Source organism: Streptomyces sp. NBC_00019, assembly GCF_045041015.1.
In the GTDB taxonomy this organism is placed as follows: domain Bacteria; phylum Actinomycetota; class Actinomycetes; order Streptomycetales; family Streptomycetaceae; genus Streptomyces.
Genome location: NZ_CP108302.1, coordinates 2198678 through 2213251, shown reverse-complemented (window position 1 = coordinate 2213251; position 14574 = coordinate 2198678). Strand labels below are relative to the sequence as shown.

14 protein-coding genes are annotated in these 14574 nt (G+C 70.3%); 12 read left to right on the top strand and 2 right to left on the bottom strand.

Features of this window, described 5'->3' with window-relative positions; all coding sequences use genetic code 11:
- Positions 1-73 precede the first annotated feature (73 nt).
- Entirely contained in the window at positions 74-1501 is a 1428-nt protein-coding gene (locus OHU89_RS10625) for an RsmB/NOP family class I SAM-dependent RNA methyltransferase (RefSeq protein ID WP_405641943.1), read from the top strand.
- Positions 1502-1582: 81 nt separating this feature from the next.
- On the opposite strand, the gene OHU89_RS10620 is transcribed toward OHU89_RS10625, so the two are convergent.
- Complete coding sequence (locus tag OHU89_RS10620; RefSeq protein ID WP_405641941.1) at positions 1583-3724, bottom strand: MMPL family transporter; 2142 nt, start codon at positions 3722-3724, stop codon at positions 1583-1585.
- A 134-nt stretch (positions 3725-3858) separates the two neighbouring features.
- Between OHU89_RS10620 and rpe the strand changes: the two genes are divergently transcribed.
- The 8 genes from rpe (at position 3859) to OHU89_RS10580 (ending at position 10593) form a co-directional block, all read left to right on the top strand.
- Positions 3859-4545 carry a ribulose-phosphate 3-epimerase gene (gene rpe, locus OHU89_RS10615; protein ID WP_405641940.1) on the top strand — a complete coding sequence of 229 codons (687 nt, stop codon included), beginning with the start codon at positions 3859-3861 and terminating at the stop codon, positions 4543-4545.
- A 78-nt stretch (positions 4546-4623) separates the two neighbouring features.
- Positions 4624-5667 (top strand): sugar-binding transcriptional regulator, encoded by a 1044-nt coding sequence (locus OHU89_RS10610; protein WP_266895071.1) that lies wholly within the window; start codon positions 4624-4626, stop codon positions 5665-5667.
- A 40-nt stretch (positions 5668-5707) separates the two neighbouring features.
- Positions 5708-6091 carry a ribonuclease domain-containing protein gene (locus OHU89_RS10605; protein ID WP_405654416.1) on the top strand — a complete coding sequence of 128 codons (384 nt, stop codon included), beginning with the start codon at positions 5708-5710 and terminating at the stop codon, positions 6089-6091.
- Positions 6088-6387, top strand: a complete 300-nt coding sequence (locus tag OHU89_RS10600) for a barstar family protein (RefSeq protein WP_046260036.1) — start codon at positions 6088-6090, stop codon at positions 6385-6387. Before OHU89_RS10605 ends, OHU89_RS10600 begins: the two co-directional genes overlap by 4 nt.
- A gap of 131 nt (positions 6388-6518) precedes the next feature.
- Entirely contained in the window at positions 6519-7961 is a 1443-nt protein-coding gene (locus OHU89_RS10595) for a GuaB1 family IMP dehydrogenase-related protein (RefSeq protein WP_405641937.1), read from the top strand.
- Positions 7962-8029: 68 nt separating this feature from the next.
- Positions 8030-8527, top strand: a complete 498-nt coding sequence (locus OHU89_RS10590) for a GNAT family N-acetyltransferase (protein WP_405641936.1) — start codon at positions 8030-8032, stop codon at positions 8525-8527.
- Positions 8528-8673: 146 nt separating this feature from the next.
- Positions 8674-10131, top strand: a complete 1458-nt coding sequence (locus OHU89_RS10585; protein ID WP_405641935.1) for an amino acid permease — start codon at positions 8674-8676, stop codon at positions 10129-10131.
- Positions 10132-10140: 9 nt separating this feature from the next.
- The gene (locus OHU89_RS10580; RefSeq protein WP_046260034.1) at positions 10141-10593 is read left to right on the top strand and encodes an Lrp/AsnC family transcriptional regulator; all 453 of its coding nucleotides are present in this window, start codon (positions 10141-10143) and stop codon (positions 10591-10593) included.
- Between the two features lie 162 nt (positions 10594-10755).
- On the opposite strand, the gene OHU89_RS10575 is transcribed toward OHU89_RS10580, so the two are convergent.
- On the bottom strand, positions 10756-11496 hold the full coding sequence (locus OHU89_RS10575) for a GntR family transcriptional regulator (RefSeq protein ID WP_351689629.1): 741 nt from the start codon (positions 11494-11496) through the stop codon (positions 10756-10758).
- 249 nt (positions 11497-11745) lie between these two features.
- On the opposite strand from OHU89_RS10575, the gene OHU89_RS10570 reads away from it, so the two are divergent.
- From OHU89_RS10570 to OHU89_RS10560, 3 genes are read left to right on the top strand one after another with little or no spacing between them, the layout of a single operon-like run.
- On the top strand, positions 11746-12891 hold the full coding sequence (locus OHU89_RS10570; protein ID WP_405641933.1) for an ABC transporter substrate-binding protein: 1146 nt from the start codon (positions 11746-11748) through the stop codon (positions 12889-12891).
- On the top strand, positions 12888-13772 hold the full coding sequence (locus tag OHU89_RS10565; protein WP_046260031.1) for an ABC transporter permease subunit: 885 nt from the start codon (positions 12888-12890) through the stop codon (positions 13770-13772). Before OHU89_RS10570 ends, OHU89_RS10565 begins: the two co-directional genes overlap by 4 nt.
- A complete protein-coding gene (locus tag OHU89_RS10560; RefSeq protein WP_266895087.1) occupies positions 13760-14572 on the top strand; it encodes an ABC transporter permease in 813 nt (270 codons plus the stop codon). The genes OHU89_RS10565 and OHU89_RS10560 overlap by 13 nt, the downstream gene beginning before the upstream one ends.
- Positions 14573-14574 lie beyond the last annotated feature (2 nt).

Genomic DNA, 14574 nt, shown 5'->3' with positions numbered 1-14574 from the left:
GGCGGGTAACGCGCGCACAGGTGGGACGTACGCTTGGTGCGTATCCCGCCAACACATCCGGAGCACCTTTTTCGTGAGCGACCAGTCCCGTGGGCCCCGCCCGTCCGGCAAGCCCTACCGTCGGCCCAAGAAGGACCCCGTCCGCTTCCTCGCCTTCGAGGCCCTGCGGGCCGTGGACGAGCGGGACGCGTACGCCAACCTCGTGCTGCCGCCGCTGCTGCGCAAGGCGCGGGAGAAGGAGGGGCCCGACAAGTTCGACGGACGGGACGCCGCGCTGGCCACCGAACTCGTCTACGGGACGCTCCGGCGCCAGGGGACGTACGACGCCGTCATCTCCGCCTGTGTCGACCGGCCGCTCCGGGAGGTCGACCCGCCGGTCCTCGATGTGCTGAGCCTCGGGGTCCATCAGCTGCTCGGGACGCGGATCCCCACGCATGCCGCGGTGTCCGCCTCCGTCGAGCTCGCGCGTGTGGTGCTCGGGGACGGGCGGGCCAAGTTCGTGAACGCCGTGCTGCGGAAGGTCGCGCAGGACGATCTGGACGGATGGATCGCGCGCGTGGCTCCGCCGTACGAGGACGACCCCGAGGAGCATCTCGCCGTCGTGCACTCGCACCCCCGCTGGGTCGTCTCGGCGCTGTGGGACTCGCTCGGCGGCCCGCGGGCCGGGATCGAGGAGTTGCTGGCGGCGGACAACGAGCGGCCCGAGGTGACGCTGGTCGCCCGGCCCGGACGGTCCGGCACCGACGAACTGCTGCGGGAGGAGGCCGCCGTCGCCGGGCGCTGGTCGCCGTACGCCGTGCGGCTGGCCGAGGGCGGCGAGCCCGGGGCCATCGAGGCCGTACGGGAAGGCCGTGCCGGCGTGCAGGACGAGGGCAGCCAGCTGGTGGCCCTGGCGCTCGCCAACGCGCCTCTGGAGGGGCCGGACGGGAAGTGGCTCGACGGGTGTGCGGGGCCCGGTGGCAAGGCCGCGCTGCTCGCCGCGCTGGCCGCGGAGCGGGGTGCCGTGTTGCTGGCCTCCGAGAAGCAGCCGCATCGGGCCGGGCTCGTGGCGAAGGCGCTGCACGGGAATCCGGGGCCGTATCAGGTGATCGCCGCGGACGGGATCAAGCCGCCGTGGCGGTCGGGCAGCTTCGACCGGGTGCTGATGGATGTGCCGTGTACCGGGCTGGGGGCGTTGCGGCGGCGGCCCGAGGCGCGGTGGCGGAGGCGGCCGGAGGATCTTGAGGGGTTCGGGCCGTTGCAGCGGGGGCTGCTGAAGACCGCGCTGGACTCCGTCCGGGTGGGCGGGGTCGTGGGGTATGCGACCTGTTCGCCGCATCTTGCCGAGACGCGGGCGGTGGTTGAGGACGTGCTCAAGCAGTGGCCGGAGGCCGAGTTGATCGACGCGCGGCCGTTGCTGCCCGGTGTGCCGGCGCTCGGTGAGGGGCCGGATGTGCAGTTGTGGCCGCATGTGCATGGGACGGACGCGATGTATCTGGCGTTGATTCGTCGGACGGGGTGAGGCTCGCCTCTTCGCCGTAGGGGTTCGGGTTGTGGCGCGAGTGCCGGTGAGTTGTGGCTGGTCGCGCAGTTCCCCGCGCCCCTAGCGGCGTTGGCCTGCCGTCGGCTGTTCAGCGACCTGGGTCGCCGTGCCGTCCTCCCGCGCCAGCTTGTGCGGCCACCACATCTTCGGGCCCACGTCCAGGAACAGGGCCGGCACCAGTACCGAGCGGACGATGAACGTGTCCAGGAGTACGCCCAGCGCCACCGCGAAGCCGATCTCGGCGAAGGCGACCATCGGCAGCGTGCCCAGGGCGGCGAAGGTGCCGGCCAGGACCAGGCCCGCGGACGTGATGACCGCGCCCGTCGCCGCCAGGCCCATGACCACGCCTGGGCGGGTGCCTTGGCGGGCCGCCTCCTCGCGGATGCGGGTGGTCAGGAAGATGTTGTAGTCGATGCCGAGGGCCACCAGGAAGACGAAGACGAAGAGGGGGAAGTCCGTCGTCTCTCCCGCGTAGTCGAACAGATACCTGAACGCGAGCGCGCTGATTCCCAGGGCCGCCGCGAACGACAGGATCACCGTCCCGATCAGCAGCAGCGGTGCGATCAGGGCGCGCAGCAGGGCGCACAGGATCAGCATGACGACGATCAGGACCAGCGGGATGATCAGCATGTTGTCGTGCGTGGTCGCCTCGTCCATGTCGAGCAGGGAGGCCGTACCGCCGCCGACCTGGGCGTCGGCGTCGGGTACCTCGTGGACGGCGTCCCGGACCCGTTCGACGGTCTGCTTCGCCGCCTCGCTGTCGGCCGGGTCGGTCATGGTCGCCTCGAAGAGGACCTTGCCTTCGTACGACGGTTTCGTGCCCGGTGGCAGGCCCAGCGACTCGGGGACGACGCCGTCGGTGGCGGCCACCGCCTCGCCCACCTGCTGCGCCTGCGCCTGGTTGCTGATGATGACCAGGGGATCGCCGCTGCCCGCCGGGAAGTAGCGTGCGGAGACCTCCTGGCCGACGATCGAGTCCGGTTTCCCGGTGAACGCGTCCGCGTTGCTGATGCCCTCGGCGCGCAGCTGGATCAGGCCCAGCGAGCAGATGGCGAGGATCAGTGCGGTGGCGGCCCACACCATGCGCGGGCGGCGGGCGATACGGCGGCCCATCCGGGCCCACAGGCCCCGCTCGATGCGGTCGGGGTCGCCGAAGTGCGGGATCGCGGGCCAGAAGATCCAGCGGCCGCAGATCACCAGCAGAGCGGGGAAGAGGGTCATCATCGCCAGCAGGGCCACCGCCACGCCGATCGCCGCCACCGGGCCGAGGCCGCTCGTCGAGTTCATCTCCGCGGCCAGCAGCACCAGCATGCTCAGCACCACGGTCGCGCCGGACGCGACCACGGCCGGGCCCGCGCGGTGCAGGGCCAGGGCCATCGCCTCGTGCCGGTCCTCGTGGTGGTGCAGTTCCTCGCGGTAGCGGGCGACCAGCAACAGGGCGTAGTCCGTCCCCGCGCCGAAGACGAGGACCGTGAGGATGCCCGCGCTCTGGCCGTTGACCGTCAGGCCCGCGTGCTCCGCGAGCAGGTAGATGAGGGCCTGCGCGGTGAACAGGGCGGCGATGACCGAGAGCAGGGGGACCAGGAGCAGGCTGGGGCTGCGATAGGTGATCAGCAGCATCACGATGACGACGCCCATCGCGGACACCAGCAGGGTCGAGTCGATGCCCTCGAAGGCCTCGGAGAAGTCGGCGGAGGTGCCGCCCGGGCCCGTGATGTGCACGGCGAGACCGTCGCCGCCCTCGCCGACATCGTCCCGGATGGCGTCGACCGCGGGGGCGATCTCCTCCCAGCCCTTCTCGTCCATCGTGATCGGTACGAGGATCTGGGCCGCACGCGGATCCGTCTCACGGTCGAAGACCGGGCCGCGGGTCTCCGCGCCGCGGATGCCGTGGTCGCGCAGTTCCTTGAGCTGCCGTGCGTCCTCCTCGATCTGCGCCCGGTCCTGGGCGGTCAGACCGTCGGGACGGGCGTAGACGACGACCGCGGGGATCTGCTCGGGCCTGAAGTCCTCGGAGAGCTTGAGGACTTGGGTGGATTCGGCGGAGCCGGGCAGCCAGGAGGCGGCGTCGTTGTCCTGGGCGTCGGTGAGTTTCTGGGCGAAGGGCGCGGTCAGGAACAGCCCGACGACCCACAGCGCCAGGACGACCCACTTGGCGCGCCGTCCGCACACCAGATGCCCGATGCCTTGCTTCCCGGTCATGGCCACCCCCGCAGCCCCGATGCCTCACGGTCGGCCGCCCAATATGGCACGTACCGTCCCGGAACAACATCCGATGAACGGCTGAGGTCTGGACCGGCGCGAACATTCATGGCCGGACATGGCAGGCTTGGGCTATGGCCGCGCAGATCAACCCCAGCATTCTGTCCGCAGACTTCGCTCGCCTCGCGGACGAGGCGAAGGCGGTGGAGGGAGCCGACTGGCTCCACGTCGACGTCATGGACAACCATTTCGTCCCGAACCTCACGCTCGGTGTGCCGGTCGTAGAGTCCCTCGCCCGCGCGACGGACACCCCGCTGGACTGCCATCTGATGATCGAGGCCCCCGATCGGTGGGCGCCCCAGTACGTAGAGGCGGGGGCCGGTTCCGTCACCTTCCACGTCGAGGCGGCCGCCGCTCCGGTCCGGCTCGCCCGCGAGATCCGGGCCAAGGGCGCCCGCGCCTCCATGGCGCTCAGGCCCGCGACGCCCATCGAGCCGTACGAGGATCTGCTCCCCGAGCTCGACATGCTCCTGATCATGACGGTCGAGCCGGGCTTCGGGGGACAGGCGTTCCTCGACATCATGCTCCCGAAGATTCGCCGCACCCGCGAGTTGATCAGCAAGCACGGCCTCGAACTCTGGCTCCAGGTCGACGGCGGAGTCTCGGCCTCCACCATCGAGCAGTGCGCCGACGCCGGCGCCGATGTGTTCGTCGCCGGCTCGGCCGTCTACGGCGCATCCGACCCGGCCGAGGCGGTACGTGCACTGCGCACCCAAGCCGAGGAGGCGACCGCCAAGGCGAGCTGGGCATGCGGCCACTGAGCCACAGGAACGTGAACGGCTCCCATCAGGGCTGATCAAGTCCGCCGGATCTGCAAGGATGAACGGCGAATCCAGAGTGTGAACAGCAGTGAGGAGATGGCCGTGTCGGGTATGTCGGCGGGCCGGTCAGCCATGCGGATGGGACCCGCTGAGCTGGTGCAGGCGGCGGCCATGGCCCGCCGCTTCTACCTCGAGGGCAAGTCCAAGATCCAGATCGCCGAGGAGTTCGGCGTGAGCCGCTTCAAGGTGGCCCGGGTTCTGGAGACCGCCCTCGAGAGGGATCTCGTACGCATCGAGATCCGTGTGCCTGCCGAACTGGACGCCGAGCGCTCGGACGCGCTGCGCGCCCGGTACGGACTCAGGCATGCCGTCGTGGTGGAGTCGCCTGCCGAGGCGGAGGACTCGCCCGACCCCGAGAACCTCGGGGAGACGGCCGCCGACCTGCTCGGCGAACTGGTCAACGAGGGCGACGTCCTGGGCCTGGCCTGGGGCCGGTCCACGATTCACATGGCGGCGGCCCTCGACCGGCTGCCACCGTGCACGGTGGTGCAGCTGACGGGGGTGTACGACGCCGGGACCGCCGAGCGCGGTTCGGTGGAGGCGGTACGGCGGGCCGCGCAGGTCTCGGGCGGCGACGCCCACCCGATCTACGCCCCGATGCTGCTGCCGGACGCGGCCACCGCGGCGGCGCTGCGCAACCAGACGGGGATCGCCCGGGCCTTCGAGTACTTCGACAAGGTCACGGTCGCCTGTGTCTCCATCGGCTCCTGGGGGCCGGGTGTCTCCACGGTGTACGACATGCTCAGCGAGGAGGAGCGGGCGCACTACTCGACCCTCGGCGTCGCCGCGGAGACCTCCGCGCACCTCTTCGACGCCGACGGGCGCCGGGTGGGCCGGGATCTGGGCGAGCGGTGCATCACGGTCAAGGCGGACCAGCTCCGCCGTATCCCCGAGGTCGTCGCGATCGCGGGCGGGGCGCGCAAGGCGATGGCGATCGACGCCGTGCTGCGGTCCGGGCTCGTCACCAGCCTGGTGACGGACACCTCGGCGGCGGACGTGCTGCTGACGGCAGGTCAGACGCCGAAGCCGGCGCTGAACCGCTCTGACCCGGACGGCCCCTGACCGAAGGTCATGAGGGGGCGGCCGTGGCAGCGTGGACAGCATGCTGCTGCGGTTCGTCCCCCGGGTGCTGGCCTGTCTCCTCGTCGTCCTGCTCACGGGGTGTGCGTCGAGCGAGGCCGGTGAGGCCACTCCGTCGTGGGCCGAGGGCATGGCCACCGTCCAGGAGTCGCGGCTGCCCGCCCAGGCCCGCCGGACGCTCGACCTCATCGATGCCGGTGGCCCCTTCCCGTACGAGAAGGACGGCAGTGTCTTCGGGAACTTCGAGCGGCGGCTGCCCGCCCACAAGCGCGGTTACTACCACGAATACACCGTCCCCACGCCGGGCTCGCGCGATCGCGGGGCCCGGCGCATTGTCACCGGGCAGGGCGACGAGATCTACTACACCGATGATCACTACGACTCGTTCAGGGCGGTACTGAGATGACGGCGGTCGTGGCCACGCTGGACCTCGACGGGGTCACGGACAAGGCGAGCCTGATGGAGCGCTGTGTCCGGGACCTGCGGTTGCCGGACTACTTCGGGCGCAACTGGGACGCGCTGGCCGACGTCCTCTCCGACCCGGGACTGTGGCCCGAGGACACCGTCGGGGACAGATTCGTCGTCGTACGGAACTGGGAGCGGTACGCCGAGGCGCGGCCGGGCGAGTGGGCGACCGCCCGTGAGGTGTTCTCGCAGGCGTCCGCGCTCACGGTGACGCTCGCGCTCGGAGGATCCTCCTAACGCGCCTCTGACCTGCCTGGATGATCTGCCCGGGCATCGCATTCCGGTGGACATGGGACAATGAAGTACGTGCTCTTCCCCCTGGCTGTCCTGTCCGGGGGCCACCTCTGATCGACTGGGATGTGCAGCACGTGCGTTTCCTCAATGGCATCCAGCCCGCGTACGACCTGACGTACGACGACGTCTTCATGGTCCCGAGCCGCAGCGCGGTCGGCTCGCGTCAGGGTGTGGACCTCAGCGCCCCCGACGGCACGGGCACCACGATCCCGCTGGTCGTCGCCAACATGACCGCCATCGCCGGGCGCCGTATGGCCGAGACGATGGCCCGGCGCGGTGGCCTGGTGGTCATTCCGCAGGACATCCCGATCGAGGTCGTCACCGAGGTCGTCTCCTGGGTGAAGAGCCGCCACCACGTCCTGGACACCCCGATCGTGCTGGCCCCACACCAGACCGTCGCCGACGCGCTGGCCCTGCTGCCCAAGCGGGCGCACAACGCCGGTGTGGTCGTCGACGAGGAGGGCCGGCCCGTCGGTGTCGTCACCGACCAGGACCTGACCGGCGTCGACCGCTTCACGCAGCTCGAGGTCGTCATGTCCAAGGACCTGCTGCTCATCGACGCGGACATCGACCCGCGCGAGGCCTTCAACCGTCTGGACGCGGCCAACCGCCGCTATGCCCCCGCCGTGGACAAGGACGGCCGTCTCGCCGGCATCCTCACCCGCAAGGGCGCGCTGCGGGCGACGCTGTACGCGCCGGCCGTCGACGCTCAGGGCAAGCTGCGCATCGCCGCCGCCGTCGGTATCAACGGCGATGTCGCGGGCAAGGCCAAGCAGCTGCTCGACGCGGGCGTGGACACGCTCGTCATCGACACGGCGCACGGCCACCAGGAGTCGATGATCAGCGCGATCAAGGTCGTGCGGGCCCTCGACCCGCAGGTGCCGATCGTCGCCGGCAACATCGTGGCCGCCGAGGGTGTGCGGGATCTGATCGAGGCCGGTGCCGACATCATCAAGGTCGGTGTGGGCCCCGGCGCCATGTGCACCACCCGCATGATGACCGGGGTGGGCCGGCCGCAGTTCTCGGCCGTGCTGGAGTGCGCCGCCGAGGCGAAGAAGTACGGCAAGCACGTGTGGGCCGACGGCGGTGTCCGGCACCCGCGTGACGTCGCCATGGCACTGGCGGCCGGTGCGTCCAACGTGATGGTCGGCTCGTGGTTCGCGGGCACGTACGAGTCCCCGGGCGACCTTCAGCAGGACGCCAACGGGCGGCTCTACAAGGAGTCGTTCGGCATGGCGTCCGCGCGGGCCGTGGCCAACCGTACGTCCGACGAGTCGTCGTACGACCGGGCCCGCAAGGCGCTGTTCGAGGAGGGCATCTCCACCTCCCGCATGTTCCTCGACCCGTCCCGTCCCGGCGTCGAGGACCTGATCGACTCGATCATCGCGGGCGTCCGCTCCTCCTGCACCTACGCCGGTGCGGGCTCCCTGGAGGAGTTCGCCGAGAAGGCGGTCGTGGGCATCCAGAGCGCGGCCGGCTACGCGGAGGGCCAGCCGCTGCACGCCAGCTGGAGCTGAGTCGCCCGTGCACGGCCTCCGTGGAAAATCGGGGGCCGTTCGCGTTCCCGCGCCCTACCGTCGGGTGCATGGAGATCACCGTCTGCCGGGCCGCCGATGTGGCACTGCTCGACCGTTACATGGGCTCACCCGGAGCCACGTCCTTCCACGCCCGGAGGTTCGCGCGTCAGGAGGCGGGGGAGTGCACGTATCTCGTCGCGTGGCTGGACGGGCGGCCTGTGGGGCACACGGAGATGCGCTGGATCGGCTGTGCGGCGCCCGAGGTCGCTCTGGAGTGCCCGGAGATCGGCGGGCTCGCCGTCTGGCCGACGGAGCTGCGCTCGCGAGGGATCGGTACGGCGTTGATCCAGGCCGCCGAGGTGCTGGCGGGGCAGCGGGGGCTGGCAGCCGTCGGTATCGGTGTCGGGCGCGACAATCTGCGCGCCGCCGCCCTGTACGCCCGGCTCGGGTACCGGCCGGTGGCGCACTACCTCGACCGGTACTCGTACGAGGAGCACGACGGCACGACCCGGGAGTGCGTGGACGCGTGCACATTCCTCACCAAAGAACTGCAGGTGGAGCGCTGATCCAGGCATGCGCAACGAACATCCGCCCCCTTGCGATGAACGCAACGATCTTGCGGATACGCGCAAGGTTGCTGCATTACGACCGTGATGCCCTGACTCATAGGGTGCTGCGCTGTACTCGATTGCCATGACGAAGGAGTCAGCGCGTGCTCGACCAAGGCGCACCCCCGCAACAGCGCACATCACGGTCCCCGGGAGTCGGTGCGCGTCTTGTGCGGCGCAAGCCGGTGGAACGCCTGGTCGCCGAGGGAGGGCAGGGCGAGGGCGGCAGTCTTCGGCGCTCCCTCGGGCTCTGGCAGCTGACCATGATCAGCATCGGTGCCACGCTCGGCACCGGCATCTTCGTCGTCCTCGGCGAGGCCGTGCCCAAGGCCGGTCCGGCCGTCACCCTGTCCTTCGTGATCGCGGGTCTGACGGCACTGTTCTCGGCCCTGTCCTACGCCGAGCTCGCGGGCACGATCCCGGTCGCCGGGTCCTCGTACTCGTATGCGTACGCGACGATGGGCGAGCTGGTCGCCTGGGTCTGCGGATGGTGTCTGATCCTGGAGTACGGCGTCTCGGTCGCGGCCGTCGCCGTCGGCTGGGGCGAGTACCTCAACGAGCTGCTCGACGGGACCATCGGTGTCACCATCCCGGACGCCCTGTCCGCCCCGCCCGGCGACGGCGGAATCTTCAACCTGCCGGCGCTGATCGTCGTACTCCTGGCCATGGCCTTCCTGCTCGGCGGAGCGAAGGAGTCCGCGCGGGCCAACACCGTCATGGTCGTCGTGAAGATCGCCGCGCTGGTGCTGTTCTGCGCCATCGGCGTCCAGGGCTTCCGCTCCGGCAACTACGAGCACTTCATGCCGCTCGGCATGGCGGGCGTGAGCGCGGCCGGGGCGACGCTGTTCTTCTCGTACATCGGCTTCGACGCCGCCTCCACCGCCGGTGAGGAGGCCAAGAACGCGCAGCGTGACCTGCCGCGCGCGATCATGCTGTCGCTGGTCATCGTGACGGCCCTGTACGTCCTCGTCGCGGCCGTCGCCGTCGGTGCGAAGCCCTGGCAGCGGTTCGGGGACTCGGAGGCGGCACTGGCCCAGATCATGCGCGAGGTGACCGGACAGACCTTCTGGGGGACGCTGCTGGCCGGCTGTGCCGTCATCGCCATCGCGAGCGTCGTGCTGACCGTGCTCTACGGCCAGACGCGCATCCTCTTCGCGATGTCCCGGGACGGGCTCGTGCCGAAGGTGTTCTCGCGCGTGCACCCCAAGACCGGCGCGCCCCGTGTCAACACGGTCATCGTGTCCCTGTTCTGCGGTGTCCTCGCCGCCGCGATCCCGCTGGGCCAGCTCGCCGACGCCACCAGCATCGGCACGCTCTTCGCCTTCGCGCTGGTCAACATCGCCGTCGTGGTGCTGCGCCGGAGCCGTCCGGACATGCCGCGTACCTTCCGGGTGCCGCTGTCGCCGGTGCTGCCCGCGCTGGGGCTCGGGTTCTGCCTCTGGATGATGGGCAGCCTGTCGTCCGTCACCTGGGTGGTCTTCGGAGTCTGGATGGCCGTCGGGCTCGTGTTCTACTTCGTATACGGCTATCGCCGCTCCCGACTCGCAACACCTGAGAGCTGATCCACCCCCGTGCTCAACGATCTCGACGAACGCATCGTCCACGCCCTCGCCGAGGACGCCCGCCGCTCCTACGCGGACATCGGGCAGATCGTCGGCCTCTCCGCGCCCGCCGTGAAACGGCGCGTGGACCGGCTCCGCGCCACCGGAGCCATCACCGGCTTCACGGTACGGGTCGACCCGTCGGCCCTCGGCTGGGAGACCGAGGGGTTCGTCGAGATCTACTGCCGGCACAACACCTCGCCGGACACCATCCGGCGGGGCCTGGAGCGCTACCAGGAGGTCGTCGCCGCGTCCACCGTCACCGGGGACGCGGACGCGGTCGTCCAGGTCTTCGCCTCCGACATGCGGCACTTCGAGCGGGTCCTGGAGCGGATCGCGGGGGAGCCGTTCGTGGAGCGCACCAAGTCCGTGCTGGTGCTGTCGCCGCTGCTGCGGAGGTTTTCTTCGGGGGCGCCCGGGTGAGGGGTGGTGCGGTCGTGGTGCGGGTGCGGGTGCGTCGTGGCCGTTCGCGCAGTTCCCCGCGCCCCTAAGAGCACGTCACCTGGTCCCACCTCAAGGGGCGCGGGGAACTGCGCGACCAGCCGAAGACGGCCCGCACCCGGCAATGGCCCCTGCCCCCGAGCTCTACTCCGCGGTCTTGCGGGCCAGCGCGTTGTTGTCCATCGAGTTGTGCACGCTGAAGCTCACCGCGTCCGAGCGGTAGCGGTCGTCCGACCACTCCACCGGGCGCCCTTCGCGGGTCGTCGTCACCCGGCGCACGCGCAACAACGGACTGGTACGGCGCACGAGCAGCAGCTCCGCATCCTGCGCGCCCGCCGCGACCGCGTCGATGACGTGCTCGCCGTACGCGAAGACCAACCCCCTGTCGTCGTACAGGCGTTGGGTCACCGACGGACAGTCCGGCTCGATGGGCTCGACGGCGGGGGAGATCCAGTCCGCGTACACGGTCCGCTCCAGCAACACCGGTTCGCCGTCCAGGCCGCGCACCCGCAGGACGTGCAACACCTGCGTGCCGGCGCGTAGTTGGAGACGTATCGCGTCCTCCTGGGTCGCCGGACGGTACTCCTGGGCGACCACCCGCCCCGTCGCCTCGCGGCCCATCGCCCGCGCCCACTGCGCGAAGCTGCGCAACTCGGCGAAGCTCTGGCTGCGACGGCTGGCCAGGACCACGCGGCGGGCGCCCTGGCGGGAGCCGATGAGGCCCTCGGCGGTCAGCGCGGCGACCGCCTGGCGGACCGTGCCGCGCGAGACGTCGTACTGGGCCGCGAGGTCCGTCTCGGCGGGGAGTCGACTGCCGACTGTGTACTCCTCGCGGTCGATCGCCCGGCGCAGTGCGTCGGCGATCTCCTCGTGTCGCGCCGGCATGCTTCCCCTCCGAGTCGACTGCTGTGCACAGCGTGACCAGCCTAGACGACATCCGGCAGGGATCCGAGGGGCGCGTGATCGTCAGGGAACACAGGGGTCACTGTTTCGCCAGTGTTTACGGAATCGATACCGGCAGCAGCCTTACTGAGGCCAACTTGTTCAGACAAGTTATCTGACACAAGTTCTCTCGCTCCTTCTCTCCTCCTCTCCGTTCGACTCCTGCACCCTCGCGCGTCCCCTGGAGAAGCCGTGACCGTGTCCCTGCCGAGAACCGCCGCCCTCGGCGTCCTCGCCGCCCTCGCCCTGAGCGCCTGTGGCGCCGCCCCCGAGAACTCCTCGACCACCGCCGACGGCAAGAACGCCGCCACCGCCACCTCCGCCGCCGACTTCGGCGGACTCGACGCCCTGGTGAAGGCGGCCAAGAAGGAGGGCAAGCTCAACGCCATCGCGCTGCCCCGCGACTGGGCCAACTACGGCGCCCTCATCGACGGCTTCGAGAAGAAGTACGGCATCAAGGTCGCCGTCGAGAACCCCGACGGCGCCAGCCAGGACGAGATCAACGCCGTCACCTCGCGCAAGGGGCAGGACCGGGCCCCCGACGTGCTCGACCTCGGCAGCTCCTTCGCCATCAGCGCGGCCGAGCAGGGGCTGCTCGCGCCGTACAAGGTGGCGTCCTTCGCCGACATCCCCGGCGAGCAGAAGGACACACAGGCACGCTGGTACAACGACTACGGCGGCTACATCTCCATCGGCTGCGACGCCAAGCGCGTCAAGACCTGCCCCACCACCTTCGCCGATCTCCTCAAGCCCCAGTACAAGGGCCAGGTCGCCCTCAACGGCAACCCCACCAAGTCCGGTTCGGCCTTCGGCGGCGTCTGGGCGGCCTCGCTCGCGAGCGGCGGTTCCTTCGACGACATCCAGCCCGGCCTCGACTTCTTCAAGAAGCTCAAGAGCAACGGCAACTACACGCCCGTCGAGTCGACGCCGGCCACCGTCGAGAAGGGCGAGACGCCCATCAGCATCGACTGGGACTACCTGAACGCCGGGTACGCCGAGGAGTTCAAGTCCAAGGGCGTCGACTGGACGGTGTCGGTCCCCGGCGACGGCAAGTTCTCGCAGTACTACTCCCAGGCGATCAACAAGGACGCCCCGCACCCGGCGACCGCCCGCCTGTGGCAGGAGTACCTCTACAGCGCCGAGGGCCAGAACCTGTGGCTCAAGGGGTACGCCCGCCCGGCCCTGATGACCGCCATGGAGAAGGCCGGCACCCTCGACAAGACCGCCGCGGCCAAGCTGCCCGAGGTCTCCGGCACGCCGAGCTTCCCGACCGAGGCCCAGCAGAACAAGGCCAAGACGGTGCTCGGACAGGGCTGGGCGAAGGCCGTCTCCGGATGACGGCCACCGCCGTACGAGTGGACTCGGCGCCGACCGTCGCGGTGAAGCGGCGGCGCCGGTCCCTCGGCTGGCTCGCCGTCGTCCCGCTGCTCGCCTTCACCGCGGTGGCCTTCGGGCTGCCGGCCTGGGCCATCCTGGACGGGGCGTTCACGGTGAAGACCACCGGCGGGTTCGGCACGGCCAACCTGACCGCCTCGTTGCAGGGCGCCTACCTCACCGCTCTCCTCGGCAGCGTCAAACTGTCCGCGGTGTCGGCCGTGCTGGCCGCCCTGTTCGGGCTGCCGCTCGCCCAGGCCGTGGTGACATCCCGGCACCGGGCGCTCCGCGAGGCCGTCCTCACCGCCTCCGGCGTCCTCGCCAACTTCGGCGGCGTCCCGCTGGCCTTCGCCTTCGTCGCCACCCTCGGCAACGCCGGGGTGCTGACCCGGCACCTGGGCCTCACGGACAAGGGCTGGGACCTCTACAGCTTCTGGGGACTGGTGATCGTCTACCTGTACTTCCTGATCCCGCTGATGGTCCTCACCATCACCCCGGCCCTGGAGGGGCTGCGCGTCCAGTGGCGCGAGGCCGCGCAGAACAACGGGGCGACGACCACGCAGTACTGGCGCCATGTCGCCCTGCCCGTCCTCGCGCCCTCACTGCTCGGCGGGCTCGTGCTGCTCTTCGGCACCGCCTTCGCCGCGTACGCCACCGCCGCCGCGATCGTGGGCAGCTCCATCCCGCTGATCACCCTGCAGATCGCCGACGCGCTCTCCGGCAACGTGCTCGTGGGCCAGGAGAACGTGGCGCTCGCCCTCAGCCTCGACATGGTCCTCATCGCGGGCCTGGTCATGGCCGTGTACCTGCCCCTGCAACGACGGAGCGCGCGATGGCTCGCCTGAACCTGTGGCGGTGGGGCGTCTACGGCCTCGCCGGGCTGTACTTCCTGGTGCCGCTCGCCGCGTCGATCGTCTTCACGGTCGACGTGCCCGGGCAGGGCCTCACCTTCGACGCTTACACCCAGATCTTCTCCACCGGCGGCTTCGTCAGCAGCCTGCTGCTCTCGCTGGAACTGGCCCTCGCGACGATCGTCGTCGTGCTGCTCCTGATGGTGCCCGCGACGGTGGCGCTGCGGCTGGGGTCGCCCCGGCTGCGGCCGGTCGTCGAGGTGGTGTGTCAACTGCCCTTGGTGGTACCGCCGATCGCACTTGTCGCCGGCATCATCACGGTCCTGAAGTGGGGGCCCGAACACCTCTCCCGCACCCCGCTGTTCCAGACGTTCGTGGCGATCCAGAACCCCGACTTCCCCGTCATCCTCGTCCTGGCGTACGTCGTGATGGCCCTGCCGTTCGTGCATCGCGCCCTGGACGCCGGACTGCGCGCGGTCGACGTCCGCACCCTCGTCGAGGCCGCCCGCAGCTGCGGGGCGAGCTGGCCGCAGGCGCTGGTCCGGGCCGTACTGCCCAATCTGCGGGGCGCTCTCCTCAACTCCTCCTTCCTCACGCTGGCGTTGGTGCTCGGTGAGTTCACGGTCGCCCAGCTGCTCGGCTTCCAGCCCTTCGCCGTGTGGATCGTGAACGTCAGCGGCTCGCAGGCCCAGCTCTCCGTCGCCGTGTCCGTGCTCAGCCTGCTCGTGACGTGGGTGCTGCTCCTCGTCCTGGCCGGCTTCGGCGGACGCGCCCGTACTACTTCCCGGGGATGACC